Below are 25,580 nucleotides of genomic sequence, written 5' to 3'. Positions count from 1 at the left end.
CCCCCCGAGAAACGTGGTGAAATTCCCCGAACCCTCTGTTGGATATATGAGGTCCCCGAACATACACGAAACTGTCAATGTCAATCCCCGCTCCCACGCGCCTCGCCTCCGGCCGACAGGTCGCCGGGCTGATGACCGGGACCCTGAAGGCGGCCGCCTTCTGGGCCGCGATCGCCATCCCGGCGACGTACCCCGTCCTGCTGTACATGGGCCTCGACGGCGGCACCGGGCAGCTGTTCGTCGCATTGCTGTTCGCGAACGCGCTGGCGCTCGCGCTCGGCCACGACTACAAGCGCTGACCGCGGACCCGAGGCGCCGCCCTCCGGACGCACCGCACCGTTCGAACACGACCCTCCCGGTCCTCTCGCCCTCCGGTCTTCTCTCCTTCCCGCCCCGTCTCGAAGCGCTTACCCACGGCCCGGTCCGACTTCCGGTATGACCGACGAGACGCACGTCGAGTGGCGCGACTGGGGGCCCGAGGCGTTCGCCGAGGCCGACGAGCGGGAGTGCCCGGTGCTCCTCTCTCTGTCCGCCACGTGGTGCGAGGGCTGTCACGAGATGGACGCCGTCACGTACGCCGAGCCCCGGATCGCCGCCAACGTCAACGAGGGGTTCGTCCCGGTCCGCGTCGACGTCGACCGCCGCCCGCGCGTGCGGGAACGGTACAACATGGGCGGGTTCCCGACCACGGCGTTCCTCACGCCCGACGGCGAGCTGCTCACCGGCGCGGGCTACCTCGACGTCGACGGGATGCGACAGGTGCTCGAGTCCGTCCGCCAGATGTGGGCCGACAAGGGGCGCTCGGCCGGGCGGGTCCCCCGCGCGCTCGACGCGGACCTCCCGCCGCGCGGGGAGCTGACCGACGCGATCGAGAGCCATCTCGCCGGGCAGATCGAGGTCAAGTACGACGAGGAGCACGCCGGCTGGGGGAATGACGCGAAGTTCCCGCTCCCCCGCACCGTCGAGTTCGCGCTGAAGCGCGACCGCGACCGCGCACTCCGGACGCTCGACGCGGTGCGCGACCACCTCGCCGACGACGTCGCCGGCGGCTTCTTCCGGTTCGCGGGGACCCGCGACTGGGGCGACGTCGCCTACGAGAAGCCGATCGACACGAACGCGGCGGTCACCCGCGCGTTCGCGAACGCCTACCTCTACACCGGCGACGAGGCGTACCTGACGCCCGCGACCGACGCGGTCGCGTTCCTCACCGACGACCTCTGGACCGGATACGGCGTCGGCGGCAGCCTCGGCCCCGGACTGGGACGGGCCTACTACGCCGCGCCCGCCGACGACCGCGCGGAGCTCGACCCGCCCCGCCGCGACCTCACCGTCTTCGCGGGCGGGAACGCGCTCGCGGCCGACGCGCTGCTCGCGGTCGCCGCCTACACCGACGACGAGCGCGCCCGCGAGTACGCCGACCGGATCCTCGACGGCCTCGAACGCGACCTGATCGACGCCGACTCCGGCGAGGTGACTCGCTACCGCGGCAGCGACGAGGTCGGCGAGTCGGACCTGCTCGACGACGTCGCCCGCGTCGTGAGCGCGTACGTGCGGGCCGCCGGCGTCCTCGGCGAGGGCGCCGAGATCGCCCGCGCGGTCGCGGACCGGGCGATCGACCGGCTCCACGTCGACGGCTCCTTCGTGGACGGGCCGCGATCGGGGTCGGGACTGCTCGACCGCCCGTTCCGCCCGCTCGACGGCAACGTCGAGATGGCGACGGCGCTGCTCGACCTGGCGGCGCTGACCGGCGAGGACCGCTACCGCGAGGTCGCCCGCGAGACCGCGGCGTCGTTCGCGGGCGCCACGGAGCGGCTCGGCGTGCAGGTCGCCGGCTACGGGAGCCTCGTCGGGCGGCTCCTCCGCGGCACCACCGTCGTCGCGGTCGGCGACGAGCTGGGCAGCGACCTCCACCGCGCGGCGTGGCGGGTCGCGGACCATGAAAAGGTCGTCGCCCCGAACGCCCATGCGGAGGGGTCGCCGGCGCCGCGGTCGGTCCCCGCCGGGTCGGCGGTCGTGATCGCCGGCGACGCGGTCTCCGAGCCCGCGGAAACGCCGGACGAGTTGATGCGGCGGGTCGCCGAGACCGCGGAGTAGAGCGCCGCGTCCGGCACGGTCGTCCGTCACCGGTCGTCTGCGGCGGTTCGGTCGGTCCTCCTTCGGCGGGGATCCGCCTCTCACCACTGCACCCGCGTGTAAACGGGCGACGTGTTTATGCCGATGCCGCGCGATCGACGCGTATGGCATCTCTCCGGGACCTGGGGCTCTCCGAGTACGAGGCGCGCGCCTACCGCGCGCTGCTGCGCACCGGGCCGACGACGGCGAAGGACCTCTCGCGAGCCAGCGAGGTCCCCATGGGACGGGTGTACGACGTGCTCAACAGCTTGGAGCAGCACAACCTCGTCCGGAGCCAGGCCGCCAGCCGGCCGAAGAAGTACGCGGCGGTCGAGCCCGACGCCGCGCTCGACCGCCTGCTCGACGAGAAGAAGCGGGAGCTGGAGACGCAGGCGGAGCAGTACGAGGAGGTGGTCGCCGACCTCTCGACGGAGCTCGACGCGGGGGAGCCGGTGGACGGTCAGTTCTGGACCGCGGCGGTCGGCGCGGAGGAGGCGACGGACCTCCTCTTGGAGCGGATCGCGGCCGCCGAGCGCCGGATGGTCGTCGTCGTCGGCGCGCCCGCCACCGGCTTCGACCTCGGCACGATCGGCGAACAGGTGGCCGCCGAGCTGGAGTCGGCGCTGGAGCGCGGCGTCGAGATCCGGGTGTTGCTGTCGCCGGAGACGGTCGACGCGCTGCCGCGGAGCGTCGGCCGGCGCTACACCGCGGAGCTGTCGAACATGGAGGGGTTCGAGGTCCGAACGACCGCGGGCGTCGACGGGACGTTCAACGTGTTCGACGGGATCGAGGTGTGCATCGAGGTGCCGCACCCGCTCTCCGGCGACGAGCCGTTCGCGATGATCGACGTGAAGGACGCGGAGTTCGCGACGAGCGTGAGCGAGGAGTTCGAGCCGCGGTGGGACGAGGCGGAGCCGCTGTCGTTCGGGTGAGGTCGCGGCAAGGAGGGCCGGCGGCGGGGCCGGTCTACCGCGCGTTCAGCTCCGCCCGCAGGTCGCCCATCGTGACTTCCCGCTCGGCGTGGGCGTTGTGCTGGTGGATCGACTCGTCGTTCGACTGCTTCATGTGGATCACGGCGTCTTCCGGCAGGTGGTCGAACTCCTCGACCGTGCCCTCGGCGAGCGCGCGGACGCAGTCCTCGACGAACTTCGCGTCGGCGTGGGCCTCGTAGGTCATGTGGTCCTCGTCCGGTCGCTTCGCCATGTTGTAGATTCGGGCGCTCATCGAGTCGCGGGCGACGTCGATGAGGTCGCGCAGGTCGAGGTCGGGGTGGCCGTCGGTGGTGACGGTGAGCGTCGCGTGGCCGCGCTGGGAGTGCCCCGGCTGCGGGACGGCGTCGAGGAACTCCTCGGTCGTCTCCTCGTCGACGCCGAGGTCGGCGAGCTTCTCGCGCGCGCGGGACTCGCTCATCCCCTGCGAGCAGGGGCAGACGGTCATCCCGGTGACCTCCGCGCCGATCTCCTCGCGGGTGCCCTCCTCGGTCGCGGTCGCGCTGGCGATGATCGTCGACGTGCTCTGCGTCTCGATCCCGGACGCCGGCGTGTCCTCGCGGGTGACCAGCTCCGCGGTCATCGACACCTCGGCGGTGGTGGTGTAGTCGTGCTTCTCTAAGAGCCGCTCGGCTGCGTCCCCGCAGACCTCCTCGACGCGGTACGCCTCCTCGCGGGTGATCTCCTCTAAGATCTCGTCGATCGTCGCGAGGTTCCGCGACATGTCGATCCCCTTGCGACCGCTCGGGAGGTCGACGAACACCTCGAACTCGGCCATGAGGACGATGGGGCGCTTGTCCCCGCGGGCGAGCTTGACGAGCTTCTCCACGCCGGTGACGCCGACCTGCGAGAGGCCGACGGTGACGTCGGGCGCCGACGCCTGTACGTCCGGCAGCTGATGGCTCATTACGAACACGGTAGGGAACTGCCGGGATTAGCACTTTCGATAGGGGGTCTCCCATAGGGTAGTTCTCGCGCCCGTCGCGAGGGGTTTCGAGCCGTGCTTGGCCGCGTGATCGAGGGTCGCCGCCGCGCGCTCCCCGACTCGCGGCGACGCGTCTACGGTGGTGTCCCGCGGTGTGGTACCCGCTCTCGGGCGACGCCCGTAACGCACCATTTATACCTGCGGCAGCGGAACGTAGCCCAAGACCATGCCGAGTTCCAATGGGCCCCAGAAGGCGACCCGCGACAAGCTCTCGAACAAACCGCGCGACCGCGGCACGTCGCCGCCGCAGCGAGCCATCCAGGAGTTCGAGGCGGGCTCGCAGGTCCACCTCAAGATCGACCCCAGCGTGCAGGAGGGTCGCTTCCACCCCCGCTTCGACGGCCGGACCGGCACCGTCGTCGGCAAGCAGGGCGCCGCGTTCAAAGTCGAGATTCCGGACGGCGGGAAGACGAAGACGCTCATCGTCCGCGCCGCCCACATGAGCGCCCAGCAGAACTGAGATGACGATCTTCAAAGAGAAGGTCGACGAGGAGTACGTCACCATCTCCGAGGCGAAGGAGATCCTCGTGGACATCGAGGCGGAGCGCGCCGAGGACGAGGACCGCGACCTCCGCTACGAGCTCGCCCGCGCGATCGAGCACGTCAACCGGTTCGCCCGACTCGACGCCGATGAGTCCCGCGAGCTCGTCGAGGAGCTGACGGAGTTAGAGCAGATCGACGTCCCCACCGCGGTGAAGATCGCCGACCTGCTCCCCGAGGACCGCACGGAGCTGCGCTCGGTGTTCGCCCAAGAGCGGTACTCGCTCGACGGCGACGAGCTCGACGACGTGCTCGACATCGTCGCGAAGTACGCCTGATACCTCACGGAGCGCGTCTTTTCGGCTGCGACTCTCTTCGATCGTCGGAACTTCTTCGAAGCTTCAGCCGTTCGCTTATAAGTGGCCGTCGGTACTCCGACTCTGAACGCCTCCGAAGCCCCAGTCGCGACGACTCGCGCGGCTCGCTGCGGTCCTCAGTCACTCGCTCCGCTCGTTCCCTGTGGTCCTTGCATCGTCATCAGAACGCGAAGCGTTCTGATTGGCTCACGAGAGCGAAGCTCTCGTGAACGCCGTGCTTCGTCCTCGCGACTGCCCCTTCGAGTCCCCCCCGACCGCTCCGCACGCACCTCACTCCTCCCCAGCCTCGTCGGTCGCCCGGAGCGAAGCGGAGGGCGACCGACTCCAGCGAGGGACCGGAGGTCCCTCTGGCAGCCGGCGCTACGCGCCGGCGACCTCGCGCGTGCTGACTCGGCGCCCTTCCGGGCGCTCGCAGGCACGCGCCACCGCGTCGCACGAGGGAGCACGCCGATCCCGCCGTCGATCGGATCCGCTCGCTCGGATCGACCGACGAAACCCCGGAACCCCTTTGAACGGCGGCGACGACGGTATCGGTATGATCGACGAGACCGTCGCCGAGATCCGGGCGATGCGGACCCACAGCACGTCGGCGGTGGCCGTGAAGGCGACGCGCGCGCTCGCGGAGCTGCTCGACCGCGAGTACGTGGCGGTCGACGAGTTCGAGCGCGACCTCGAACACAACGCGGGCGTGCTGCGCCGGTCGAACCCCTCGCACGCCGCGCTTCACAACGCGATGCGCGACGTCGAGCGCTCCATCATCGGCGAGCCGACGAGCGTCGAGGACGCCAAACAGCTGCTGCAGGAGACCATCGACCGCGTCGCCGACGACATCGAGACGGCGAAGGGGGAGGCCGCCGCCAACGCGGCCGAGCGCATCGAAGACGGCGACACGCTGCTGGTCCACGACTACTCCACGACGGTGCTGGAGTCCATTGAGACCGCCGCCCGCGACGGCGCGCACCTGACCGTCTACGTCACGGAGGCGCGCCCGCGCACCCTGGGCCGGAAGACGGCGCGCGTGCTCGCCGGGATGTCCCGCGTCGACACTCGGATGGTCGTCGACAGCGCGATGGGGTACGCCCTGCGCGACTGCGACCGCGTCCTCCTCGGGATCACCTGCATCACCGGCGGCACCTACTACAACCGGGTCGGGACCTTCCCGGTCGTCGTCACCGCTCGCGAGCTCGGCGTCCCGGTGACCGCGGTCGGCTCGGGCGCGAAGACGATCGAGGAGTTCCGCTTCGAGAACGAGTTTCGCGACGCCGTCGAGGTGATGCGCGAGCCGGTCGAGGACGTCGAGATCGAGAACCCGAGCTACGACGCCACCCCGATCGGCATGGTCGACACCGTGATCACCGACGACGGCGTCGTCGAGTAGCCGGGCCGTCCGCTTCTTCGACCCGACTGCCGGCCGATCTCACCCGCTACGTGAGGCCGATCAGCAGCGGCGCGAACTGCGCCGTCCCGACCGCCGTCGCTCCGACCGTCGCGGAGCCGCTCTCACCGCGGTGCGAGGAATCTTTCTTTACGCCGGAAAACGGACGTAAATGCTTTGTGTGTGCACCGTGTTAACGGATACAATGAGTGTGTATTCGGGCTCCGCCAACGCCTTTCGGATCCCCGGTTCGGACCCGGCGGCGATGGAGGAGTGTACGAGCTTCTCGTGTGAGGTCGGCGCGGCGGCGAGCGAGCCGACCGTCGTCGTCGCGGCGGTCGTCGTCGGGCTCGCGGCGTTCCTCGCGTTCGCGTACGTCCGCGAGGCGGTCGACGCCGGCCAGCACGAGCGGCGGCGCGTCCTCGCCGAGCGCGACGCGTTCGAGGAGTTCGCGGACCGCATCGACGCGCTCGATCCGGCGCCGGCCGAGTCGACGGCGTCGAGGTTCGACGGGCCGATGGCGACGGTCCGCACGGTCGACCGCACCGGCGGCGACGTCAGGCTCAGGCGCGTGTTGGCGGCGTACCGCGACACGGTGATGTCGGTGCCGCACTACAGGGAGGAGTACGACGAGACGGTCCCGGAGAGCCTCGCCGCGGAGCTGGGTCCCGACACGGCGACCGCGCTGGCGTCGAACGGCACCCTGTCCGACGCGGCGCAGTCGGCGCTCGTCGGTCGGAGCCGACGGGCGGCCGAGGCGCGCTCCTCGCTCGCCGAGGCGATCGGCGAGGAGATCGACGCGCTGCGAGCGTTCGAGGACGACCTCTCCTGCGTCGACCGTCGTCGTCGTCGGCTCCTCGAACACCTCGACGGCGTCTCCGGGGCCGGGACCGACGCGGCGATCGACGTCTGGGAGCGGCTCGAGGACCTCGAACGCGAGTGCGACGGGATCGCCGCCGAGCGACAGGAGGCGATCACCGACCCGCCGATGACGCCGGACTCCGCGGTCGACGTCGACGGGGACCACGCCTTCTACGAGTACCTGTACGGGCCGACCGACGGGCCCCTCTACCCCGTGTTGGCGCAGGTCTCCGAACTCGCGGAGCGGATACGCACGGACCGTGACGGCGTCGCGAGCCGGTTGGCGGGCGGTCAGTAGTCCGAGCGGGGCGGACGGTACGCGGGGCCGACTGGGGGTACGCCAGGCCGACGGAAGGTACGCCGTGACCGACGGTCGTCTCTCCGACGCCGCGCAACCGCCTGACGTGATACTACGTGTGTAGTGCCCGCTCGATTGACATGCCATACACGTCGTCACAACCGAGATGCCCCCGTAGCCGTTGGATACATCCACGCACATGACACCGGACCTCGCCGACACTCTCTGCTGGGACGTCGTCACGGCCGTCGCGGACGAACGCGGGATCGAACCCGACCGGATCGACGACCGACTCTACGACGTGGTCGACGTCGAATCGCTGGCGCGCCTCGTCGAACAGGCCCAACGCGCCGACTCGATGGAGCTCTCTGTCTCGTTTCGGATGGCCGGCTGCTTCGTCACCGTGACCGGGGACCGGACCGTCCGAGCGAGCGCTCCGAACTAGCCCCCGACCGGAACCGAACGCGGACCGTCCTCACCGCACCACCTCCTCGCGCTCCGCGCTCACCGGGAGCGCGTCGAGGATCCGATCCGCGGCCCCGCCGGTCCCGTAGGGGTTCCGCCACTCCCCGTCCGCGTCGAGCGCCTCGGTCACCGAACGGCAGACGCCGTCGGGATCGCACGGACTGAGTCGGTTCGCGCCGACCTCGGTCGTCTCCGACCGCTCGGTTTCGCTCCGCACGGTCACGCAGGGGGTCCCGAGGATGCACGCCTCCTCCTGCACGCGGCTCGAGTCGGTGACGACGGCTGCCGAAGCCGACAGGAGCCGCACGAACGTCGCGTACTCCCGCGAGTCGACGGTCCGAACCGGAACCGGTCCGTCGGGACCCGGCCCCTCCGAGCGGTCGCGAGCGCCCGGACCGACCGGACGGACGACCTCCAGGCCGCGTGCGCTCCCGGCGCGGGCGGCGCCCTCCAGAAGCGAGCGGAAGCGCTCCGGGTCGTCGACGCTCTCCCGTCGGTGGACGTCCACGAGGAGGAATCCGCCCGCTCGGAGGCCGAACTCGCCGAGCACCTCGCTCTCCGGGGGCGAACGGTCACGGACGCTCTCGAGGGCGTCGACCGCCGTGCTCCCGGTGACGGTGATCCGCAGCTCCGTGATCCCCTCGCGGACGAGATACCACCGGGCCTTCTCCGTCGTGGCGAACAGGTGATCGACGACGTGATCAACGACCACTCTGTTCGTCTCTTCCGGCGCCGACCGGTCGAAGCTCCTGATCCCGGCCTCGAGGTGAACGACCTCCGGGCGCATCTTGCTCGCCGCGACCGCGCCGGCGAGGGCGCTGTTCGTCCCTCCGTGTACGACCGCGACCGCCGGGTCGGTCTCCGCGAGCGCCCGCTCGACCCCGGCCAACATCATCCCCGTCTGCTTCCCGTGGGACCCCGGGCCGACGTCGAGGGTGATGTCGGGGGCCGACAGGTCGAACCGGTCGAACGCCGCCCGCTCGAGCGTTTCCGCGCGGTGTTCTCCCGTGTGTATCACCGCGTGGCCCACGCCGCGCCGCTCGCACGCCCGGATCACGGGCGCGAGCCTGACCGCCTCGGCCTCGGTGCCGAGCACGAACGCGACCTCCGTCATCGACCGTCCGCCTCCGGGTCGTCGCCGGTCGTTCCGCCGTCGTGAGCCATGTCCAGTCCCCAGTCGTCGTAGACGGCTCCGACGCGAGCGCTCCCGTCGATTCCGAGCGGGCCGATGTCGTGAACCAGCCCCTCGTTCTCCACGACGTCGAGCCACGTCCCGAACAGCATCAGCAGGAGTCCGAGCGTCGCGACGACGAACGACGTCATGCCGCCGAGGAACGTGTCGACGCCGGCGCTCCACAGCGAGTAGCCGCCGGCGGCGACGCCGGCGAGCAGGACGACGCCGCCGAGCGCGTAACACGCCGCCAGCGGGTGGAACCGCCGGAGCACGTACGACCGGCCGATCCGTTTGAGGAAGTTCCGCGCGATCAGCGCCGAGAGCCGCGGCACGAACGTCGAGTACCGGATGGTGCTCCGCTCGTCGCCGTACCGCGCCGGGTGGGCGACGTCGGCGATCGGCTGTCGGTTCACGTTCAGCGCGAACAGGAGGTCGTTGAGGAACCCGTACCGGTCGTACAGCCGGTCGAAGCGGACGATCTGGAGCCCCTCGTTGGAGATCGCCGTGAACCCGTTCTGCGGGTCGGACAGCTCCCAGTAACCGCTCGAGACGCGCGTCAGCATGGTGAGGAGGAGGTTCCCGAACAGGCGCCAGCGCGACATCGTGGCGTAGTCGCGACTGGACCGGAGCCGGTTCCCCTTCGCGTACGTCACCTCGCCGGCCGCGACCGGCTCGATGACCCGTTCGAGGTGTGCGGGATCCATCTGGCCGTCGCCGTCCATGACGGCGACCACGTCGATTCCGTCGTCGAGCGCGCGGGCGTAGCCCGTCTTCACCGCCGCGCCCGCCCCGCGGTTTCGCTCGTGTCTGATCGGCACCACGCTGGCCGTCTCCCCCGCCGTTCCGCCGGCTCCGTTCCGAGCCGTCGTCCGTTCGTTCCGACGCCGCGCGTGTTCGCGTATCTCCGGCCACGTCTCGTCGGTCGACGCGTCGTCGACCGCGTATATCCGGTCGACGTAGGAGGGAATCGTCTCGATCACCTCGCCGACGTGACCGGCCTCGTTGTACGCCGGGACGACGACGCCGACGGTCTCGCCGTCGTACATCGTCAGTACCGGTCCCCGCCGCGGACCCCGCGTCCGTCCGTTTCGAGTCGGGGAGGCAGGGGCCGTCGGTTCCGCTTCGTTCGGCGCGTGCTAGTGGTCATGTCGGAGGCTCCGTGTTGGTCCCCCCGGGCCGAGTCCGCGCTCGGACCCGCCCGGCGGAGCATACTACGACAACGCATTGACACGGCTTTTGTTATACACTGCCTCACCCGTTGACATCGTTCGATCTCCGCTTCGTCCCGGGGGCGAAACCGGCCCTCGCGACCCCTGCAGACGGTCGGCGACCGTTCGCCTCGCTCCCGTCGCGGTCGTCGAATATCCGTGCGAACCCGCGCCGCGAGCGGACCCGTCGCGCACGGCGTCCGCCGGGCGGGCGCTCGACTCGCTCCGTCGCTCGCCCGTCACCGTCTCGCGTCGTTCCGGAGCCGGGGACGCCCGCATCGACCGATCGCCGTCCCGGTCCGGACGCGGGCAATCAGGGAGTGAATAGCGCCGATATGGGGGTGATAACAAACTGAGTATGGGTTGATCGGGTACCCGTTCACCCAAGTCGACCGCAGGAACGGTGGCCGTCGTCTGCGCGCGAAGCGGAGATCTGAACCCATGGAGGAAATCACGAAAGACGAGGTGTTCGAGGTGCTGAGTAGTTCGCGGCGACGGCTGATCCTGTACCATCTCCACCGACGCGGTGGCAGGGCGGTGTTACGGGATCTCGCAAAGGACACGGCGAAGGCCGAGAGCGACGGCGAGGTCGACGACGACATCGTCAAGCGGTTCTACATCTCGCTGTACCAGACCCACGTTCCGAAGCTGGAGGAGGTCGGTCTGGTCCGGTACGACAGCGACACGAAGGCGGTGTCGCTGACGGACCGGATCGAGGAGGTCGAAGCGATCTTGGAGTCCGAATCGGAGCCGCGCCGCCGATGGCCGGTGTACTACGGAGCCCTCGCGGTCGTCGGCAGCGCGCTCGCCGTCGTCCAGCTTATCGGGCTCGCTCCGCCGGTGACGAGCGTCGCGTTCGCCGCCGCGCTGCTGTCTCTCGCGGCGTTTCAGTACTACGAGACGGAGCTCAAGCAGCGGGAGTACCACTTCCTCGAGCAGCTCGTCAGCGACTGAGCCCCTTCGCGGTCAGGTCGCCGACTGCAGGGCGACGATCACGAAGATGCCGACGACGCTGAGGAGCGTCCACGTGACCGCGGGCACCGCGGCGAGCGGGCCGAGGCCGAGGGCGCCGGCCGTGACGACGGCGACGACGCCGCCCGCGACGGCGGGGATCGCCCACGCCCTCTCGGTCCCCTCCACCGTCTCCCCGTCGTCCTCGTCGAGGTCCATGTACTCCAGCAGCTGCGCGACGGACGCCTGCAGCTCGATCGTCCCGCGGTTCTTGTCGTAATCGATCACCCCGAGCGAGTCCATCTTCGGGAGGTGACACTGGTAGAGCCCGATGTAGACGCGTTTCCGCTGGTCGGAGGAGAGCTGTCGGACGGTGGTGTCGTTCTCCTTCGCGGCGATGTGCTCCGCGAGGTCGTTCAGCACCGCCTCTCCGTCGTTCTCCCGTAAGTACCGAATAACCGTCCGCCGCCGCTTGTTCTTCAGCAGATCGAATATTTCCCCCTTGGTTAACTCCGCGCCGCCCGAGCGTGACGTCTTACCGATGTCCTCCAAGTTAGCGACGTCCGTCCCCGACGATTCGGCGACTGTACTCCCTGTCGATTGCCCGCTAGGTGACCCCGATTTTCCCGCTGACATTGACCTGCGTTACACGTACTCCTACCTTAGATATACGGAAATTAACTCTCGTTGACCTTACTCGTCGGCGTTATCTCGCAGTGAGAACGTCGATCGCGACCGAACCCGAGCCGCTCCGCTGCCGGCGCTCCGAGCCTTGAAACCGTATAATGCGTTGTTAATATGACGTTTCTCCGACCCGTTCTCGGTCATCGGGGGCGTCCGTCCGGTTCCCCCGGTTCCGGCCGATTCCGGTTCTCCGCCGGGATCGCGCGTTCGTACGGCGTGACCGCGCGTTGGCACCGAGGGGCCGCGATTCGTCCCCGGCCGCCGCCTCACTCGACGGTGACGCTCTTCGCGAGGTTCCGCGGCTTGTCGATCGCGCGCGAGAGCTCGTCCGCGGCCATATACGACACCAGCTGGAGCTGGACGTTCGCGAGGATGCCGGCGACGTCCTGGTGCGTGTCCGGGATCCGAAGCACGTGGTCCGCGTAGTCGTCGATCCTCGCGTCGTTGTCGGCGCTCACGGCGATGATGGGCGCGTCGCGCGCGCTCACCTCCTTGGCGTTGTGCAGCGTCTTGGTGTCGTTCCGTCCGGTGAAGACGGCGAACACCGGCGTGTTCTCGGTGACGAGCGCGAGGGGGCCGTGTTTGAGCTCGGCGGCCGAGAACCCCTCCGCGTGGTCGTACGTGATCTCCTTGAACTTCAGCGCCCCCTCGAGCGCCACCGGATGGGCGACGCCCCGGCCGATGAAGAAGTACGAGTCGGCGTCCCGATACGCGGCGGCGACGGACTCCGCGGCCGGCTCGTCGAGGATCTGCTGGACGTCGTCCGGCAGCGCCGCGAGCGAGCTGAGCAGCTCGCTCGACTCGCGGGGGCTCGCGCCGTTCGTGTCGTAGCTCAGCCGCTCGCTGAGCAGGATCAGCGCCGCCACCTGCGAGGAGAACGACTTCGTCGCGGCGACGCCGATCTCCGGTCCCGCGCGGATGCACACGGTGTGCTCGCACTCCCGCGTGATCGTGGACCCGACCACGTTCGTCAGGGCGAGCGTGCGGGCGCCCGTCCCCTGGACGCTCCGTATCGCCGAGAGCGTGTCGGCGGTCTCGCCGCTCTGGGTGACGGCGATGACGAGCGTGCCGTCGTCGACGGGTGGCGGGTTCGAGCCGTACTCCCCCGACAGGAACGCCTGCGCCGGGATCCCGCGGTCCGCGAGCAGGGTCGTCGCGTACACCGCCGCGTGGTAGGAGGTGCCCATGGCGACGAGGTGTACCGACTCGACCCCGTCGAACGCGTCCTCGGGGAGCTCCTCGAACTCGACGCGGCCCTCGAGGGGGTCCATGCGACCCCGAATGGTCTGTCGCAGCGCGGCCGGCTGCTCGTGGATCTCCTTGAGCATGTAGTGGTCGTACCCCCCCTTCCCGGCGTCGTTCGGGTCCCAGTCGACCGTCTCGAACGAGCGCTCCACGGGCTCGCCGTCCGTGTCGGTGATCGAGTACCCGTCCGGACGCATCGCGACCACGTCGCCGTCGCGGAGGTAGACCACCTCGTTGGTGTACTCCAGGAACGCCGGCACGTCGCTCGCGAGGTAGTACGCGTCGTCCGCGCGGCCGAGCACGAGCGGCGACCCGCTCCGGGTGCCGAAGACGGTGTCGGAGCCCTCGAACACCGCGGCGATGGCGTAGCTCCCCGAGAGGCGATCGACCGTTCGCCTGAACGCCGCCTCCGGTCCGTAGCCGGCCGAGAGGAACTCCTCTAAGAGGTGCGGGACGACCTCGGTGTCCGTGTCGCTCGTGAACTCGTGTGCGGTCAGCTCTTTCTTCAGATCGGTGTAGTTCTCGATGATCCCGTTGTGGACGACCGCGACCCGGCCGAGGCAGTCGGTGTGCGGGTGCGCGTTCGCGTCGGTCGGCGGGCCGTGCGTGGACCACCTCGTGTGTCCGATCCCGGTCGCCCCGCGGACGGACGACTGGTCGACGGCGTCACAGAGGACGTCGATCTCGCCCTCGTGTTTCACGACCTCGATCCCGTCGGGCGTCACGGTGGCGACCCCCGCGGAGTCGTAGCCGCGGTACTCCAGGTTGCGGAGCCCGGTGAGGAGCTCCGCGATCGCGGGTCCCTTTCCGACGCGGGCGGTGATCCCGCACATTACGCCACCACCTCCGCGTTCTCGGGGACGTCGCGACGGAGCGCGATCCCCGGCGCCACCGTCCCCCGCGGCCCGATCCGACAGCCCGGCGTGATCGTGACGTTGGCGCCGACGGTGGCGCGGTCGGCGACGACGCCCCCGAGCCGGCGGTCCGCGTACTCGACGCCGTCGACGACGAGCGTCGCCGACCGGCCCGGCGAGACCGTCCCGTCGCCGATCGTCGCCCCGCCGCCGACGATGGTGTCTCGGAGCAGCGCGTTCGCGCCGATCCGCGAGTCGGGCCCGACGATCGACCCCTCGATCACCGCGTTCTCGCCGACGATGGTACTGGAGAGGAGACAGGTTCCCCCCTTTACCACGGCGCCGGCCGACACCTTGCAGTCGGGGCCGATCAGCACGTTCTCGCCGATCACGGCCGACTCGTGGACCCGCGCCGACGCCTTCACCCGCTCGGTAACGTCGGCGAGCGTCGGGTGTGCGTAGAGGATCCGCTCGTTCGTTCGGAGGAGGTCCCACGGGTAGGAGGGATCGAACCAGACGCCGTTCGGCGTCGCGGCGATCACGGGACCGTCCAGCCCGGCGATCGCTCCGGTCAGGGGTCGTTCCCCGTCCTCGAACTCGGTCCGCTTGAGCGCGTCGAACACCGACTCGTCGAACGCGTACACGCCGGCGTTGATCCGCGCCGACACGCCGTCGCCGTGCTCGTCGATCCGGTCGACGAGCCCGTCTTTGACGCCCACCGTGCCGTACTCGTCGGTCCGGTCCGACGTGGCGACCGCGAGACAGGCGGCGGCGTCCGACTCGGCGTACCGCTCGGCGGTGACGCGCACCATCGTCTCGTCGATGACGTTGTCCCCGTTCACCACGAGGAACTCCCCGTCGACGTGGTCGGCCGCGGCCTGCAACGCGTGGCCGCTTCCCAGCTGCGTCGACTGCGTGACGTAGGTGAGGTCGACCCCGCGGTAGGAGTTCTCGAACCGGTTCTGGATCCGGTTCCGCCCGTGGCCGACCACGAGGACGACGTGGTCGACGCCGGTCTCGACCACCGCGTCGAGCGGGTACTCCAGTATCGGTCGTCCGGCGACCCGGAGCATCGGCTTCGGCTGGTAGCGAGTGAGCGGCCTGACGCGCCGGCCCTCGCCGGCCGCGAGGACGACCGCCTGATCCAGGGCGCTCATCTCTCGACCCCGGCGTCGCGCGCCGCGACCTCGCCCGCCGACGCCCCGCTGACGAGCACGCTCGCACCGCTAACGCGCACGTTCGCCTGCGTTTCCCTGCCGTGGAGGACGTATCGATCCATGCCATCTCTTGCCGTACGGGTGAGCATTGTAATGCGGAACCTTTCGGAACCCGCCGAGCGGGAGGTCGAACGACCGAAACGCAGAACGTCCGTTATGTCCGTCCTACCGCGGCTGTCGTTCCGACACGAGTTTCGACGGACGGAGGGGAGACGGCCAAAAAAGCGGCATCGACGGCGGCGAAAATTGAGAGGGCGTCGGCGACCGCGATCCCGTCGCTACCGGCGGAGCGTCACCAGGTCGTCGGTGATCTCGACCACGTAGCCGCAGTAATCGAAGGAGAGCCGCACGCCGGACCGTCCGACGGCGGGGTCCGAGTCGAAGATCCCCTCGATCGCTTCGGGGTCGATGACGTCGGCCAGAACCGGCAGCTCGCCCGGGTTGACGGACTCGGCTTCGGCTACCGCCCGGACTATCGTAACCGTCGTCGACGTGTCGGCCTCGGTCGGGGCGCGCTCGACGATGGTCGTGTCGGTTCCGGCGAGTGTACGGTGGTTATTGGCGTGGGACATCGTGTGCTTTGAGCCCTTGAACGTGACACGTCGTCGATTCTATAAATAGTGTCGATCCCGTATCGGACGCCCCGACAGCGCCGGATCTGCGTGATCGCTCGCCCGTCGGTTCGCGTCGCTCTCGATAGTTCGGCCGTCGGTTCGCGTCACCCCCGATCGATCGTCGCTTCGTGCGCACAACCCCGTCCGAGCGGTCGTTTTGTTCGTGTTAAACGCTGACATTTTCGCGGTGTACGTCACGGTCGTTTTTGATAATTAGAGCGTACTCCGAGTATGGCGCGTATAGTAAATATCCGGCGGGGAGACGTCTCGACCGTACCGTGGCTGAGGTAGACTGTCCCATGACCCCGGACACCCGCGTCAGTTGCGGTACGGCCCCCGCCTCCGTTTCTTCGTGACGCCGACTCCACCGGCAGACGCCTCGGAGACGGCTTCGTCGCCGCTCGTCGCGACCGCGTGCAGCTCGGTCGCCGGAGTCGTTCGTCTCGGCGGGCCGAGTCGCGTTGACGTTGAGCCAGAATCTCATCTGGGAGTCGAACGCGACGTGACGTAGCGACGGCGAGCGCGGCGGTCTCCGATAGCGGGCGCATACTAAACTCCCGTTCCGCGGTATCGGCGGCCCATGCAAGCAGTCATTCTCGCCGCGGGACGGGGAACGCGGATGGGCCCGTTGACGGAGACGACGCCGAAGCCGATGCTACCGGTGGCCGACGCCCCGCTCGTCGAACACGTCGCCGACGCGGCCGTCGAGGCCGGCGCCGACGAGCTCGTGGTGACCGTCGGCTACGGGGCCGACCGGCTCCGGGAGCACCTCGGTGACGCCCATCGTGGGGTTCCGATTCGGTACGCGGTACAGGAGTCACAGCGCGGGACCGCGGACGCGCTGGCGGCGGCGGCCGACCACGTCGACGGCGCGTTCGCCGTGCTGAACGGGGACTCGCTGTACCGCGGCGCGGACCTCGCCCGCCTGTTCGAGTCGCCGCCGCGGATCGGCGCGTTCCGCGTCGACGACCCCTCCCAGTACGGCGTGTTGACCGTCGACGGCGACGCGGTGACCGAGGTCCGCGAGAAGCCGTCCGATCCGGCGACGGACCTCGTCAACGCCGGCGCGTACTCCTTCTCCGCCGAGACGGTCGACCTGCTCGACGTGTCGGAGAGCGAGCGGGGGGAGCGGGAGCTCACCGACGTGCTGGCCCGAGTGATGGCCCGCGAGGAGCTCGGCTACGCGGTCTTAGAGGAGTGGATGGACGTCGGCCGGCCATGGGAGCTGCTGGAGGCCAACGAGCGGCGGCTTCCCGGGAGCGACTCGGGGACGCGCGGCGGCGACGACGGGGGTCACGTCCGCCCGGACCCGACGATACGCGGTGACGTCCATTCGAACGCGACGATACGCGGCGACGTGGTCGTCGAGGAGGGCGCGACGGTCGGTCCCGGCGTCGTCGTCGAGGGGCCGGCCCTGCTCCGGTCCGGCTGCTCCGTCGGGCCGAACGCGTACGTCCGCGGCGCGACGCTGATCGGTGAGGGAGCGCGCGTCGGCCACGCGGTGGAGATCAAAAACAGCGTCCTGATGGCGGACGCGACGGTCGGACACCTCTCGTACGTCGGGGACAGCCTCCTCGGCCCGTCGGTGAACCTCGGCGCCGGGACGAACGTCGCGAACCTGCGGCACGACGGGGAGCCGGTCGCCGCGACCGTGAAGGGAGAGCGCGTCTCGACCGGGCGCAGGAAGTTCGGCGCGGTGCTCGGCCCCGGCGTGAAGACCGGCATTCAGTCGGGGATCAACGCCGGGGTGACGCTCTCCGCTGGCGCGCGGACGGAGCCCGGCGAGATCGTCCGCCGCGACCGGTGACCCGGCGAGGTCGTCCGGGGGCGTCCGGGACGCCGACGGCGCTCGGTTGGGCCGTTACGGAGCTCGGAGGGATCGCTCTCGGTCCGCGTCGTCTCGCCGCGCCGCTTCGCCGTTCGAGAGCCGGTTCCGCGGGAGACAGTCGAGGCAGCCGTGAACCGTGTCTCCCATCCCGAACACGCGAACGAATCTCCGACTCACGGCCGACCCGCATCGACCACAGCGACGGTTGACGTCCGTCGCGGTCTCGGGCTCTGTCATACCTCTCGGAGGGAAAGGAGATTATTTTACTATACGCCGGATAGCGGGACCGGTCGAACCCGAACGCGGATTTGTCCCTCGTTAACTCGACACGTTCGCCCGCCGACCGGCACGCGCTCTCTCCCAGCGGGGTCCGGTCGGCGTCTGCCCCCGGCCGAGGCGGTCAGCGCCCGACCGGCCGGGGAGCGGATCTGGTGGCCGTCGCGTCGCCGGTTCGAATCGCCTCCGCCCCCGCGACGAGCGCCCGCTCGACGGTCGGGGTCGGCGACGGGTCGACGACGACGAGGTCCGCGCGGGCGCCCACCTCGATCCGTCCCCTGTCCGGGAGGCCGGCGACGTCGGCCGGGTTCCGCGTGACCCGATTGACGCGAGTGGACAGCGGCTCCCCGGTGTCGACGAACGGCGCCGCGAGCAGCGACGCCGGGTGATAGTCCGAACAGAGGACGTCGAGAACGCCCGCCTCGATCGCCTCGGCGGCGCTCAGGTTGTCCCAGAGGCTCCCGCCGCGCACGAGGTTCGGCGCGCCCATCACGGTCGCGAGGCCGAGGGCCTTCGCGCGCCGGGCCGCGTCGAGCGTGATCGGGTACTCGCTGATCGCCGCCCCGTGGTCCGCCATCGTCTCGACGTCCGCTCGGCACTCGTCGTCGTGGGACGCGAGCGGGGCGTCGACGCGCCGAGCGAGCTCGGCGACCCGGTCGATCCGCCGATTCCGGCTCGCGTCGTCCATCCCGCCCCGCTCTTCCGCGGCGGCCTCGGCGGCGTCGACCGGCCAGTTCCGGTCCTCGACGTAGTGCCGCTCGAACGACTCGGCGTCGTACTGGCCGTCGCCCGGGGTGTGGTGCATCACCGACACGAGGTCGACGTCGACCTCCGCCGTCAGCTCCTCGACCGCGGCGGCGCTCGCGTCCGCGAGCTCGCAGCGCGCGTGCACGCGGTTGTCTCCGAGCGTGTCCGCCCCGCGCTCGACGGCCCGGGCGAGGCGGGCCGCGTTCTCGAGGCACCGACCGTCGTCGGGCGCCTCCTCGAACGCGAGGGCGTGGAACTTCGTCGTCACGCCGTGGAGGACGTTCATCCGATCGGTCGTGGCGAGCGCGGTCGTCGGGTCGGTCTCGGCGCCGGACCGCGGCGCGAACTGCCCCTCGATGTCGTCCCCGTGGAGGTCGATCAGCCCCGGCATGACGACGCGGCCGTCGGCGTCGATGACGGTGCCTCCGCCCGCCGCGACGCCGTCGGCCCGATCGATCCGGACGATGCGCTCGCCGGCCACGACGACGCGACCGTTCTCGACGACGCCCGACGGCGTGACGACCCGCCCGTTCCTGATCTCGGTGAACTCCGTCACGACGGCCACCTCCTCGAACGATCCCGTTCCGGCGGTGCAGTCGCCGGCCCGTCTCTCCGTTCGATCGCGGGGAACCTCGCGCTCATGATCTCTCAGGTAGGGGGAGTAGCGATATTGTTAAGCAGTCACAACCGCCGCTCGCCGGTCCCGTTCCGACGCGATACGCGGCGGTTACTAATGAGCGCAGATCCCGTCCCGTCGAACATGAACACTCGCATTTCGCGGAGAATAACGGGCGTCCGTGCCGTCGGAGCGCCCCTCTCGGCGGGCCGAGCCCGCGGAGGGGGTGAACGCCGGTGACCGACGCGCGAGACGCCGGCGAGGGGCTGTCGGCCGACGTCTGCCTGACGCTCCTCTCGAACGCGCACCGACGGGCGGCGCTGCTGTCGATTTACGACCGCCCGGCCGACGGGGGACCGATCCCCGTCGAGGAGGCGGTCCCCTGTTCGACCGCCGAGCCCGTGGCGGTGACGCTGAACCACAACCACCTGCCGAAGCTTCAGGAGCACGGCGTCATCCGGTGGGACCGCGAGGCCGAAACCGTCGCCGAGGGGCCGGCGTTCGGCGGGATCGAGCCGTTCGTCGACCTGCTCGACGACGACCGCGCGCGGCTCCCGGACGACTGGCGTTCCGGTTCCGAACGCTGAGCGCCCTCGGACGGTCGGACCGACTCAGCGGCCCCGACCGCTCACCGCCACGCGACCGCGGAGACGTAACTCCCCTCTTTGGCGGTGATCCACGCGGTCGTGCACTCCCGCTCCGTCGGCTCCGACGGGTGGAGGGTGCACTCGTCCGGCTTGTCCTCGTACCTCACGACGGTCCCCTCGAGCATCGGGCGCCGGTCGGGAACATCCGCGCCCGGTCGCGCCACCCCTCCGTCGGTTCGCCGGTCGTCGTTCGCTCCTCCGCTCATACTGATAACTACGCTGATATCCCTCATCGTTATTCGTCTCATACTCGCCCTTTCACCGACGCCAACGGCGGATTACCGCGTCGAAGGTTCGGCGCTCCACGTCTCCGGCCGGATGCGGCCGGCCTCCCCCCCCACTCCGGCCGGATTCCGCCGGCCCCTTTCCCGACTCCGGCCGTCGCGGTCGCGCCGGGCGAGGATCCGCCGGATCGCTCGGGACCCGCGCAGGCCGTTCGCCGGTTATCCGGCGTATACTCTTGGCCGAACGATCAGACGGGGGAGGTATGCAAGCAGTCGTGCTCGCCGCCGGCAAGGGGACGCGTCTCCGCCCGCTCACGGAGGACAAGCCGAAGGTGCTCGTGGAGGTCGACGGGACGCCGCTCGTCGAGGACGTCTTCGACAACCTCATCGCCTGCGGCGCGACCGAGTTCGTCGTCGTCGTCGGCTACAAGAAAGAGCAGATCATCGACCGCTACGGCGACGCGTACGAGGGCGTCCCGATCACGTACGCTCACCAGCGCGAGCAGCTGGGCCTCGCGCACGCCATCCTCCAGGCGGAGCCCCACGTCGACGACGACTTCATGCTGATGCTCGGCGACAACGTCTTCCGGGGCAACCTCGCCGACGTGGTCAACAGACAGCGGGAGGAGCGCGCGGACGCCGCCTTCCTCGTCGAGGAGGTCCCGTACGAGGAGGCGTCCCGCTACGGCGTTTTGGACACCAACGAGTACGGCGAGGTCGTCGAGGTGGTCGAGAAGCCCGACGACCCGCCAAGCAACCTCGTCATGACCGGCTTCTACACGTTCACCGACGCGATCTTCCACGCCTGTCACCTCGTCCAGCCCTCCGACCGCGGCGAGTACGAGCTCCCCGACGCGATCGACCTCCTCATCCAGTCGGGCCGCACCATCGACGCGATCCGACTCGACGGGTGGCGCATCGACGTGGGCTACCCCGAGGACCGCGACCGGGCCGCCGAACGGCTCTCGGAGTCGACGGACGCCGACGCCGCGGCGGACGCGGACGCCGAACGGGTCGCGGAGAACTGAACGGGTCGCGGAGAACTGAACGGGTCGCAGAGAATTGAACGGGTCTCCCGGCCGAGCCGACCGTCGCGGTTACTTGTACCCCTCGCTGGCGAGGTGATGGTTCATCACCGCCTCGATGCCGTCGACGATCTTCTCCGCGTCGACGCTCTCCACCTCGGCGGTCCGCTTGCGGACCGTCCGGTCGCGGAGGTCCCACTCGCGGGTGAACTCCGATTCGATACCGTTAGACCGAATCCGGTCGACCAGTCGTTCGACGTCGCACTCGTCGGCCTCGACGATCTCCTCGTAGTCGACCACGCCGCGCCGGAGCGCGCAGACGACGACGCCGGAGCTGATGTCCCCCTCGCCGAGCTCGCGCTCCCAGGTGGTGACCCAGTTCCCGATCCGCGCCATCTGTTGGAGGTCACAGAGGATGCTTCGAAGCGCTCCGAGTTCGGCCCGGTCGAACGAGGGCGAGTGCATGAGATCGATGCAGGCGTACGGGAACATCGTCATGTTGTACGCGTCGTGGCGCTCGGTCTCGGCGCGGTTCGCCATCGTCGGGTTGTCGTTCACGAGCCCGGAGTACTCCATCGCGTTGAACGTCTGTCGGAGGTCGTACTCGAAGACGTCGACGAACTCCCCGTGTCGCGGCGCGTCCCTGACCGCCGCGTCGATCTCGTTCCACAGATCCGCGAGGTATTCGAGGACGTCGTAGTCGATCCCGTCGGCCGTCGCGTCCACGTTCCTGGTCGCGTCGGCGCCGAACGGGACGCGGCGGCCGGCGGTGAACGTCCCCTGATCGCCCTCGCTTTCCGCCAAGTCGTCGAGCACCGTCACGAACATCGTCAACAGCGTCTTGTGTTCGTAGACGGCGGAGCGTTCCCGGCTCGGGACCGACGTTAAGGTAAACTTATCAAAGAGGTTGTGTATCCATTTCCAGAGGAACCGATCCCGGTCTCCGACGACGCGAGCGTAGCGATCCGCGAATTCCCGTGCCGTTGGGGGTAGCGTAACCTCGTTTACACGTCGCGTGTACTCTCCCGGTTCCTGTCTCCCCCATCCGTCGTTCGCCATCGTGCTGCGAGCCTTATTTGCCATACACGTAAACATTATCATAACCAAGTTAAGGCTTTTGTTCCTTTTCTATATCATGATAATAACCGTGTACTCGTGAAAATCACAATATTTTGTATGAATATCTGAGAACATACTCACGACTCGGACTCTTTATTCACACCTATTTTACTTCATTTTTTGTCTCAGGATGTATCTCGAACTTGTGTCACTGGGAAATATAGTGTTCCGTGAAAGTGACGGGAGATTTATATGTGTCTGGAGGCTCGTGTCGCTGTGTTCAGACCGCGCCGAGGTGAAGACCGATTCGTAACAGCGAGACGACGGATCTGACGGACGCCGACCACCGGGCGGCAGTCGGGCAGTTCCTCGCCTCGGCGGGGGTCGGCTTTCTGTACGTGAACGGTTCCCACGCGGTTGCCGACACGAACGCGACGGTCGACGACCTGCTCGGCGTCGACGGTTCGCCGGTCGGTATCGACCTGCGTGAGGCGGACCCGAGCTTCGGTCCGGAGCTGCGGGACGCCGTCGAGTCGGCCGACCGGAGCGGCCGGACCGCCGAGGCGGAGGTCGCGCTCGACGACGGGACGACGCTCCGCTTCCGAGCGGTCCCGAGCCGCGGCGGCGTCGGCGTGCTCGTCCGCGACGTCACCCGGAACTCCGAGATGCGACGCGACCTCCGCCGGTCGAACCGCGTCCTCGAGACGCTGGAGGACGGCGTGTACACGCTGAACGAGGCGTTCGTCATCACGTCGGTCAACGAGGCGGTCACGGAGATGACCGGCTACGACCGCGCGGAGCTCGTCGGGTCGCACGCGTCGATGCTCGCGGGGAGCGAGACGCTCGAGAAAGCCGAGGAGATCCTCGCCATGCTCCGCGGCGACGGCTCCGACATCGGCATGATCGAGTCGTCGATCAGGACGGCGTCCGGGGAGTCGCTGCCGATCGAGACGCAGTTCTCCTCGGTCGAGTTCGACGACGGCCGTCACGGGCGCGTCGGCGTCGTCAGGGACGTGACCGACAGACGCCGCAACGAGAGCGCCCTCCGCGAGCTGAGCCGCTCCGCTCGGCGGCTCCTCCGCGCCGACGACGCGGCGTCGGTCTTCGAAACCGTCGTCGACGTGACCGCCTCGGTCTGGCCCGAGGCCACCGTCGTGGCGTACTCGTTCGACCGGACCGAAGCGAGGCTGGTTCCGGCGGCCGCGTCCGACGGCGACCACGACGAACGCGGACCGGGAAGCCTGCTCTGGGAGGTGTTCACCGCCGGCTCCGACGCCGCCGAGACGACGGTCGACCCGGCGCGCTCGATCGAAACGGACGGAGACGGTTCCCCGCCGCTCCGGCGAGTCCCCGGTTCCGCGGGGACGGAGCCGCCGGACGACGCGGACGCGGTCCCGCCGACTGGGCGCGTGGTCGAGCGGTCGGGCGACTCGGACGACTCGGACGATCCGGACGACTCGTCCGGTCGCACTCTGTACGCGACGCTCGACGGCCACGGTCTGTTCCGCGTCGAGTTCGACTCGGCGGAGCCGGCGGGGAACCTCGAGGAGCCGGTCGGGCTGCTGGCCGCGAACGCCGTCGCGGCTCTCGACAGCGTCGAACGCGAGACCGAACTCTCCCGGAATCGAGAGCGACTGGAGCGCCTCCACGGGCTCAACGACCTCCTCAGACGGATCAACGGCGAGCTCGTCGACGCGGACACGCTCGACGAGATCGCGGCGGCCGTCTGCGATACGCTCGTCGAGGCCGACTCCGTCGAGTTCGTCTGGGTCGGGGAGACGTACCGAACCGGCGGCGATCCGACCCCGATCGCGCAGGCGGGGGAGTCGGACGGGTTCCTCGACTCCCTTCGGCGGGAGGGCGCCCCGTCTCCGGCGGGCGAGGGGGCCGCCAGCACGGCCGATACCGCCCGACTCCCCGGCGTCCGCGCCGTCGAGGCGCGCGATCCCGTCCGCGTTTCCGACGTGTCGGACGGGCTGCGGGAGGAGCGGTGGCGGGAGCGCGCCCTCGCGCGCGGGTACCGATCGGTCGTCAGCGTCCCGCTCTCGTACGGCGACCTGTGTTACGGCGTCCTGTCGGTGTACGCCGACCAGCGGTCGGTGTTCGACGGCGAGTTCGGCGACCTGCTCGTCGAGCTCGGGGACAACGTCGCGAACGCGATCAGCAACCTGGAAACCAGGCGGTCGCTCCGGACCGGCTCCCTCGTGGAGCTGGAGCTGCGTCTCGACGACCCCGACGCGCTCCTGTCGCGGACCGCGTCCGCCTTCGGGGCCCCGCTCCACGTCGAGGGGACCGTCCCGCAGGGAGCCGGTCGGTCGCTGGTGTACTTCACCACCGACGGGGACGGGTCCGGCTTGACGGAGTCGGTGGCCGCCCTGGAGTCGCTCCGCGAGACGGGCGGCGGACGGACCGGGCGATTCGAGGCGTCGGTGACCGACGAGACCGTGGCCGACAGGGTGAGCGCACACGGGGGAAGCATCGAGCGGATGGTCGCCGACGCCGACGGCGCGGACCTGACGATCACCTTCCCGCGACCCGTGGACGTGCGGCGGATCGTCGAACACCTCGAGGAGCGGTACGACCGCGTCGACCTCCGCTCTCGTCGGGACCGATCGGGAGGCGGCGGTTCCGGTACTCGCCCCGGCTTCTCGGACGAACTCACCGACAGACAGCGGGAAGCGGTCGAGACGGCGTATCTCGGCGGCTACTTCGAGTGGCCGCGAGCGAGCACCGGCGAGGAGATCGCGACGGCGATGGACATCACCCAACCGACGTTCAATCGGCACCTCCGGACGGCCGAGCGGAAGCTCCTCGGAGGCGTGCTCGGCGACATCGACGCCGACGGCTGATCGCTTTGGCCCCCGTTCGACCGCTGCGCCGCGCCGCGAACGAGAGCCTGCTCCGCCGGCGGGACGGTCGATCGGCCCACGGCGGCGTCGACGGCGTCAGCCGTTCGTCGACAGGTCGACGTACCTGTCCTCCCACTCGCGCCGATCGCGGAGCCCCCTCAGTCCCTTCTCCGTCAGCTCGTAGAAGTTGGTTCGGCGGTCGCTCTCGCCCTTGTCGACGTACTCCCGCTCGACCAACGTATCGAGGTTCGGATACAGCCGGCCGTGAGTGATTTTCTCCATCGACGCCTGTAGCTCCGTTTTGATCTCCTGTCCCGACGGCCTCTCGGCGCCCGCGATCACGTAGAGGAGATCCCGTTGGAAGCTCGTGAGCTCGAAAAGGGGATCGGGCATGGCCGGGGGTTCGGCGGTTCGTCGCTT

26 protein-coding genes are annotated in these 25,580 nt (G+C 69.5%); 13 read left to right on the top strand and 13 right to left on the bottom strand.

What is annotated here, in order from left to right; translation table 11 throughout:
- The first annotated feature begins 77 nt into the window (after nucleotides 1–77).
- From FGM06_RS04810 to FGM06_RS04800, 3 genes are all read left to right on the top strand, one after another.
- Nucleotides 78–299: a hypothetical protein gene (locus tag FGM06_RS04810; protein WP_144798004.1), complete on the top strand. Its 222-nt coding sequence runs from the start codon at nucleotides 78–80 to the stop codon at nucleotides 297–299.
- Nucleotides 300–435: 136 nt separating this feature from the next.
- On the top strand, nucleotides 436–2,094 hold the full coding sequence (locus FGM06_RS04805) for a DUF255 domain-containing protein (protein ID WP_144798003.1): 1,659 nt from the start codon (nucleotides 436–438) through the stop codon (nucleotides 2,092–2,094).
- Between the two features lie 143 nt (nucleotides 2,095–2,237).
- A complete protein-coding gene (locus FGM06_RS04800; RefSeq protein ID WP_144798002.1) occupies nucleotides 2,238–3,044 on the top strand; it encodes a TrmB family transcriptional regulator in 807 nt (268 codons plus the stop codon).
- Nucleotides 3,045–3,078: 34 nt separating this feature from the next.
- Here the strand turns inward: FGM06_RS04800 and mptA are convergent, their stop codons facing one another.
- Entirely contained in the window at nucleotides 3,079–4,008 is a 930-nt protein-coding gene (gene mptA, locus FGM06_RS04795; RefSeq protein ID WP_144798001.1) for a GTP cyclohydrolase MptA, read from the bottom strand.
- A 244-nt stretch (nucleotides 4,009–4,252) separates the two neighbouring features.
- On the opposite strand from mptA, the gene FGM06_RS04790 reads away from it, so the two are divergent.
- The 5 genes from FGM06_RS04790 (at nucleotide 4,253) to FGM06_RS04770 (ending at nucleotide 7,922) form a co-directional block, all read left to right on the top strand.
- Nucleotides 4,253–4,546 carry a 50S ribosomal protein L21e gene (locus FGM06_RS04790; RefSeq protein WP_092564854.1) on the top strand — a complete coding sequence of 98 codons (294 nt, stop codon included), beginning with the start codon at nucleotides 4,253–4,255 and terminating at the stop codon, nucleotides 4,544–4,546.
- Between the two features lies 1 nt (nucleotide 4,547).
- Nucleotides 4,548–4,904, top strand: a complete 357-nt coding sequence (locus tag FGM06_RS04785) for an RNA polymerase Rpb4 family protein (protein ID WP_144798000.1) — start codon at nucleotides 4,548–4,550, stop codon at nucleotides 4,902–4,904.
- A gap of 574 nt (nucleotides 4,905–5,478) precedes the next feature.
- The gene (locus FGM06_RS04780; protein WP_144797999.1) at nucleotides 5,479–6,321 is read left to right on the top strand and encodes a translation initiation factor eIF-2B; all 843 of its coding nucleotides are present in this window, start codon (nucleotides 5,479–5,481) and stop codon (nucleotides 6,319–6,321) included.
- 202 nt (nucleotides 6,322–6,523) lie between these two features.
- A complete protein-coding gene (locus FGM06_RS04775; RefSeq protein ID WP_144797998.1) occupies nucleotides 6,524–7,477 on the top strand; it encodes a DUF7260 family protein in 954 nt (317 codons plus the stop codon).
- A 199-nt stretch (nucleotides 7,478–7,676) separates the two neighbouring features.
- The gene (locus FGM06_RS04770) at nucleotides 7,677–7,922 is read left to right on the top strand and encodes a HalOD1 output domain-containing protein (protein WP_144797997.1); all 246 of its coding nucleotides are present in this window, start codon (nucleotides 7,677–7,679) and stop codon (nucleotides 7,920–7,922) included.
- Between the two features lie 30 nt (nucleotides 7,923–7,952).
- Here FGM06_RS04770 and wecB read toward each other — a convergent pair whose 3' ends face one another.
- Nucleotides 7,953–9,056 carry a non-hydrolyzing UDP-N-acetylglucosamine 2-epimerase gene (wecB, locus tag FGM06_RS04765; RefSeq protein ID WP_144797996.1) on the bottom strand — a complete coding sequence of 368 codons (1,104 nt, stop codon included), beginning with the start codon at nucleotides 9,054–9,056 and terminating at the stop codon, nucleotides 7,953–7,955.
- Nucleotides 9,053–10,162 (bottom strand): glycosyltransferase family 2 protein, encoded by a 1,110-nt coding sequence (locus FGM06_RS04760; protein ID WP_144797995.1) that lies wholly within the window; start codon nucleotides 10,160–10,162, stop codon nucleotides 9,053–9,055. Before FGM06_RS04760 ends, wecB begins: the two co-directional genes overlap by 4 nt.
- Before the next feature lie 603 nt (nucleotides 10,163–10,765).
- Here FGM06_RS04760 and FGM06_RS04755 point away from each other — a divergent pair.
- Nucleotides 10,766–11,278 (top strand): DUF7344 domain-containing protein, encoded by a 513-nt coding sequence (locus tag FGM06_RS04755; protein WP_144797994.1) that lies wholly within the window; start codon nucleotides 10,766–10,768, stop codon nucleotides 11,276–11,278.
- 12 nt (nucleotides 11,279–11,290) lie between these two features.
- Here FGM06_RS04755 and FGM06_RS04750 read toward each other — a convergent pair whose 3' ends face one another.
- The 5 genes from FGM06_RS04750 to FGM06_RS04735 all read right to left on the bottom strand — a co-directional run bounded on the left by FGM06_RS04750 (nucleotide 11,291) and on the right by FGM06_RS04735 (nucleotide 15,847).
- Nucleotides 11,291–11,911, bottom strand: coding sequence for a DUF7344 domain-containing protein (locus tag FGM06_RS04750; RefSeq protein ID WP_144797993.1), 621 nt, complete (start codon nucleotides 11,909–11,911; stop codon nucleotides 11,291–11,293).
- A 314-nt stretch (nucleotides 11,912–12,225) separates the two neighbouring features.
- Nucleotides 12,226–14,037 carry a glutamine--fructose-6-phosphate transaminase (isomerizing) gene (glmS, locus tag FGM06_RS04745; RefSeq protein ID WP_144797992.1) on the bottom strand — a complete coding sequence of 604 codons (1,812 nt, stop codon included), beginning with the start codon at nucleotides 14,035–14,037 and terminating at the stop codon, nucleotides 12,226–12,228.
- Nucleotides 14,037–15,215, bottom strand: coding sequence for a sugar phosphate nucleotidyltransferase (locus FGM06_RS04740; protein WP_144797991.1), 1,179 nt, complete (start codon nucleotides 15,213–15,215; stop codon nucleotides 14,037–14,039). The genes glmS and FGM06_RS04740 overlap by 1 nt, the downstream gene beginning before the upstream one ends.
- Nucleotides 15,212–15,337 (bottom strand): hypothetical protein, encoded by a 126-nt coding sequence (locus FGM06_RS16345; protein ID WP_277752398.1) that lies wholly within the window; start codon nucleotides 15,335–15,337, stop codon nucleotides 15,212–15,214. The genes FGM06_RS04740 and FGM06_RS16345 overlap by 4 nt, the downstream gene beginning before the upstream one ends.
- Nucleotides 15,338–15,553: 216 nt before the next feature.
- Nucleotides 15,554–15,847 (bottom strand): HalOD1 output domain-containing protein, encoded by a 294-nt coding sequence (locus FGM06_RS04735; protein ID WP_186310966.1) that lies wholly within the window; start codon nucleotides 15,845–15,847, stop codon nucleotides 15,554–15,556.
- Nucleotides 15,848–16,469: 622 nt separating this feature from the next.
- On the opposite strand from FGM06_RS04735, the gene glmU reads away from it, so the two are divergent.
- Nucleotides 16,470–17,696, top strand: a complete 1,227-nt coding sequence (glmU, locus tag FGM06_RS04730) for a bifunctional sugar-1-phosphate nucleotidylyltransferase/acetyltransferase (protein ID WP_144797990.1) — start codon at nucleotides 16,470–16,472, stop codon at nucleotides 17,694–17,696.
- Nucleotides 17,697–17,750: 54 nt separating this feature from the next.
- On the opposite strand, the gene FGM06_RS16470 is transcribed toward glmU, so the two are convergent.
- The gene (locus FGM06_RS16470) at nucleotides 17,751–17,954 is read right to left on the bottom strand and encodes a DUF7563 family protein (protein WP_449405041.1); all 204 of its coding nucleotides are present in this window, start codon (nucleotides 17,952–17,954) and stop codon (nucleotides 17,751–17,753) included.
- A 163-nt stretch (nucleotides 17,955–18,117) separates the two neighbouring features.
- Complete coding sequence (locus FGM06_RS04725; protein WP_144797989.1) at nucleotides 18,118–19,296, bottom strand: alpha-D-ribose 1-methylphosphonate 5-triphosphate diphosphatase; 1,179 nt, start codon at nucleotides 19,294–19,296, stop codon at nucleotides 18,118–18,120.
- 296 nt (nucleotides 19,297–19,592) lie between these two features.
- On the opposite strand from FGM06_RS04725, the gene FGM06_RS04720 reads away from it, so the two are divergent.
- The gene (locus FGM06_RS04720; protein ID WP_144797988.1) at nucleotides 19,593–19,943 is read left to right on the top strand and encodes a DUF7344 domain-containing protein; all 351 of its coding nucleotides are present in this window, start codon (nucleotides 19,593–19,595) and stop codon (nucleotides 19,941–19,943) included.
- A gap of 41 nt (nucleotides 19,944–19,984) precedes the next feature.
- Here FGM06_RS04720 and FGM06_RS04715 read toward each other — a convergent pair whose 3' ends face one another.
- Nucleotides 19,985–20,209 carry a DUF7511 domain-containing protein gene (locus FGM06_RS04715; protein WP_144797987.1) on the bottom strand — a complete coding sequence of 75 codons (225 nt, stop codon included), beginning with the start codon at nucleotides 20,207–20,209 and terminating at the stop codon, nucleotides 19,985–19,987.
- A 281-nt stretch (nucleotides 20,210–20,490) separates the two neighbouring features.
- On the opposite strand from FGM06_RS04715, the gene aglF reads away from it, so the two are divergent.
- Nucleotides 20,491–21,255, top strand: coding sequence for a UTP--glucose-1-phosphate uridylyltransferase AglF (aglF, locus tag FGM06_RS04710; protein ID WP_144797986.1), 765 nt, complete (start codon nucleotides 20,491–20,493; stop codon nucleotides 21,253–21,255).
- Nucleotides 21,256–21,324: 69 nt separating this feature from the next.
- Here the strand turns inward: aglF and FGM06_RS04705 are convergent, their stop codons facing one another.
- Nucleotides 21,325–22,080: a hypothetical protein gene (locus FGM06_RS04705; RefSeq protein WP_241662525.1), complete on the bottom strand. Its 756-nt coding sequence runs from the start codon at nucleotides 22,078–22,080 to the stop codon at nucleotides 21,325–21,327.
- Between the two features lie 629 nt (nucleotides 22,081–22,709).
- Here FGM06_RS04705 and FGM06_RS04700 point away from each other — a divergent pair.
- On the top strand, nucleotides 22,710–25,160 hold the full coding sequence (locus FGM06_RS04700) for a bacterio-opsin activator domain-containing protein (protein ID WP_144797985.1): 2,451 nt from the start codon (nucleotides 22,710–22,712) through the stop codon (nucleotides 25,158–25,160).
- A gap of 96 nt (nucleotides 25,161–25,256) precedes the next feature.
- Here FGM06_RS04700 and FGM06_RS04695 read toward each other — a convergent pair whose 3' ends face one another.
- A complete protein-coding gene (locus FGM06_RS04695) occupies nucleotides 25,257–25,553 on the bottom strand; it encodes a PadR family transcriptional regulator (RefSeq protein WP_144797984.1) in 297 nt (98 codons plus the stop codon).
- Nucleotides 25,554–25,580 lie beyond the last annotated feature (27 nt).

Source organism: Halorubrum depositum, assembly GCF_007671725.1.
Lineage (GTDB): Archaea > Halobacteriota > Halobacteria > Halobacteriales > Haloferacaceae > Halorubrum > Halorubrum depositum.
Note: the sequence above shows the minus strand (reverse complement) of the source record. Positions and strands in the feature narration are given on the sequence as shown.

Bases quoted from the DNA above. Each gene is read 5' to 3' on its own strand.
- FGM06_RS04810 (WP_144798004.1), top strand. From the start codon at position 78: ATGTCAATCCCCGCTCCCACGCGCCTCGCCTCCGGCCGACAGGTCGCC.
- FGM06_RS04805 (WP_144798003.1), top strand. From the start codon at position 436: ATGACCGACGAGACGCACGTCGAGTGGCGCGACTGGGGGCCCGAGGCG.
- FGM06_RS04800 (WP_144798002.1), top strand. From the start codon at position 2,238: ATGGCATCTCTCCGGGACCTGGGGCTCTCCGAGTACGAGGCGCGCGCC.
- mptA (WP_144798001.1), bottom strand. From the start codon at position 4,008: ATGAGCCATCAGCTGCCGGACGTACAGGCGTCGGCGCCCGACGTCACC.
- FGM06_RS04790 (WP_092564854.1), top strand. From the start codon at position 4,253: ATGCCGAGTTCCAATGGGCCCCAGAAGGCGACCCGCGACAAGCTCTCG.
- FGM06_RS04785 (WP_144798000.1), top strand. From the start codon at position 4,548: ATGACGATCTTCAAAGAGAAGGTCGACGAGGAGTACGTCACCATCTCC.
- FGM06_RS04780 (WP_144797999.1), top strand. From the start codon at position 5,479: ATGATCGACGAGACCGTCGCCGAGATCCGGGCGATGCGGACCCACAGC.
- FGM06_RS04775 (WP_144797998.1), top strand. From the start codon at position 6,524: ATGAGTGTGTATTCGGGCTCCGCCAACGCCTTTCGGATCCCCGGTTCG.
- FGM06_RS04770 (WP_144797997.1), top strand. From the start codon at position 7,677: ATGACACCGGACCTCGCCGACACTCTCTGCTGGGACGTCGTCACGGCC.
- wecB (WP_144797996.1), bottom strand. From the start codon at position 9,056: ATGACGGAGGTCGCGTTCGTGCTCGGCACCGAGGCCGAGGCGGTCAGG.
- FGM06_RS04760 (WP_144797995.1), bottom strand. From the start codon at position 10,162: ATGTACGACGGCGAGACCGTCGGCGTCGTCGTCCCGGCGTACAACGAG.
- FGM06_RS04755 (WP_144797994.1), top strand. From the start codon at position 10,766: ATGGAGGAAATCACGAAAGACGAGGTGTTCGAGGTGCTGAGTAGTTCG.
- FGM06_RS04750 (WP_144797993.1), bottom strand. From the start codon at position 11,911: ATGTCAGCGGGAAAATCGGGGTCACCTAGCGGGCAATCGACAGGGAGT.
- glmS (WP_144797992.1), bottom strand. From the start codon at position 14,037: ATGTGCGGGATCACCGCCCGCGTCGGAAAGGGACCCGCGATCGCGGAG.
- FGM06_RS04740 (WP_144797991.1), bottom strand. From the start codon at position 15,215: ATGAGCGCCCTGGATCAGGCGGTCGTCCTCGCGGCCGGCGAGGGCCGG.
- FGM06_RS16345 (WP_277752398.1), bottom strand. From the start codon at position 15,337: ATGGATCGATACGTCCTCCACGGCAGGGAAACGCAGGCGAACGTGCGC.
- FGM06_RS04735 (WP_186310966.1), bottom strand. From the start codon at position 15,847: ATGTCCCACGCCAATAACCACCGTACACTCGCCGGAACCGACACGACC.
- glmU (WP_144797990.1), top strand. From the start codon at position 16,470: ATGCAAGCAGTCATTCTCGCCGCGGGACGGGGAACGCGGATGGGCCCG.
- FGM06_RS16470 (WP_449405041.1), bottom strand. From the start codon at position 17,954: ATGACAGAGCCCGAGACCGCGACGGACGTCAACCGTCGCTGTGGTCGA.
- FGM06_RS04715 (WP_144797987.1), bottom strand. From the start codon at position 20,209: ATGAGCGGAGGAGCGAACGACGACCGGCGAACCGACGGAGGGGTGGCG.
- aglF (WP_144797986.1), top strand. From the start codon at position 20,491: ATGCAAGCAGTCGTGCTCGCCGCCGGCAAGGGGACGCGTCTCCGCCCG.
- FGM06_RS04705 (WP_241662525.1), bottom strand. From the start codon at position 22,080: ATGTTCGTGACGGTGCTCGACGACTTGGCGGAAAGCGAGGGCGATCAG.
- FGM06_RS04695 (WP_144797984.1), bottom strand. From the start codon at position 25,553: ATGCCCGATCCCCTTTTCGAGCTCACGAGCTTCCAACGGGATCTCCTC.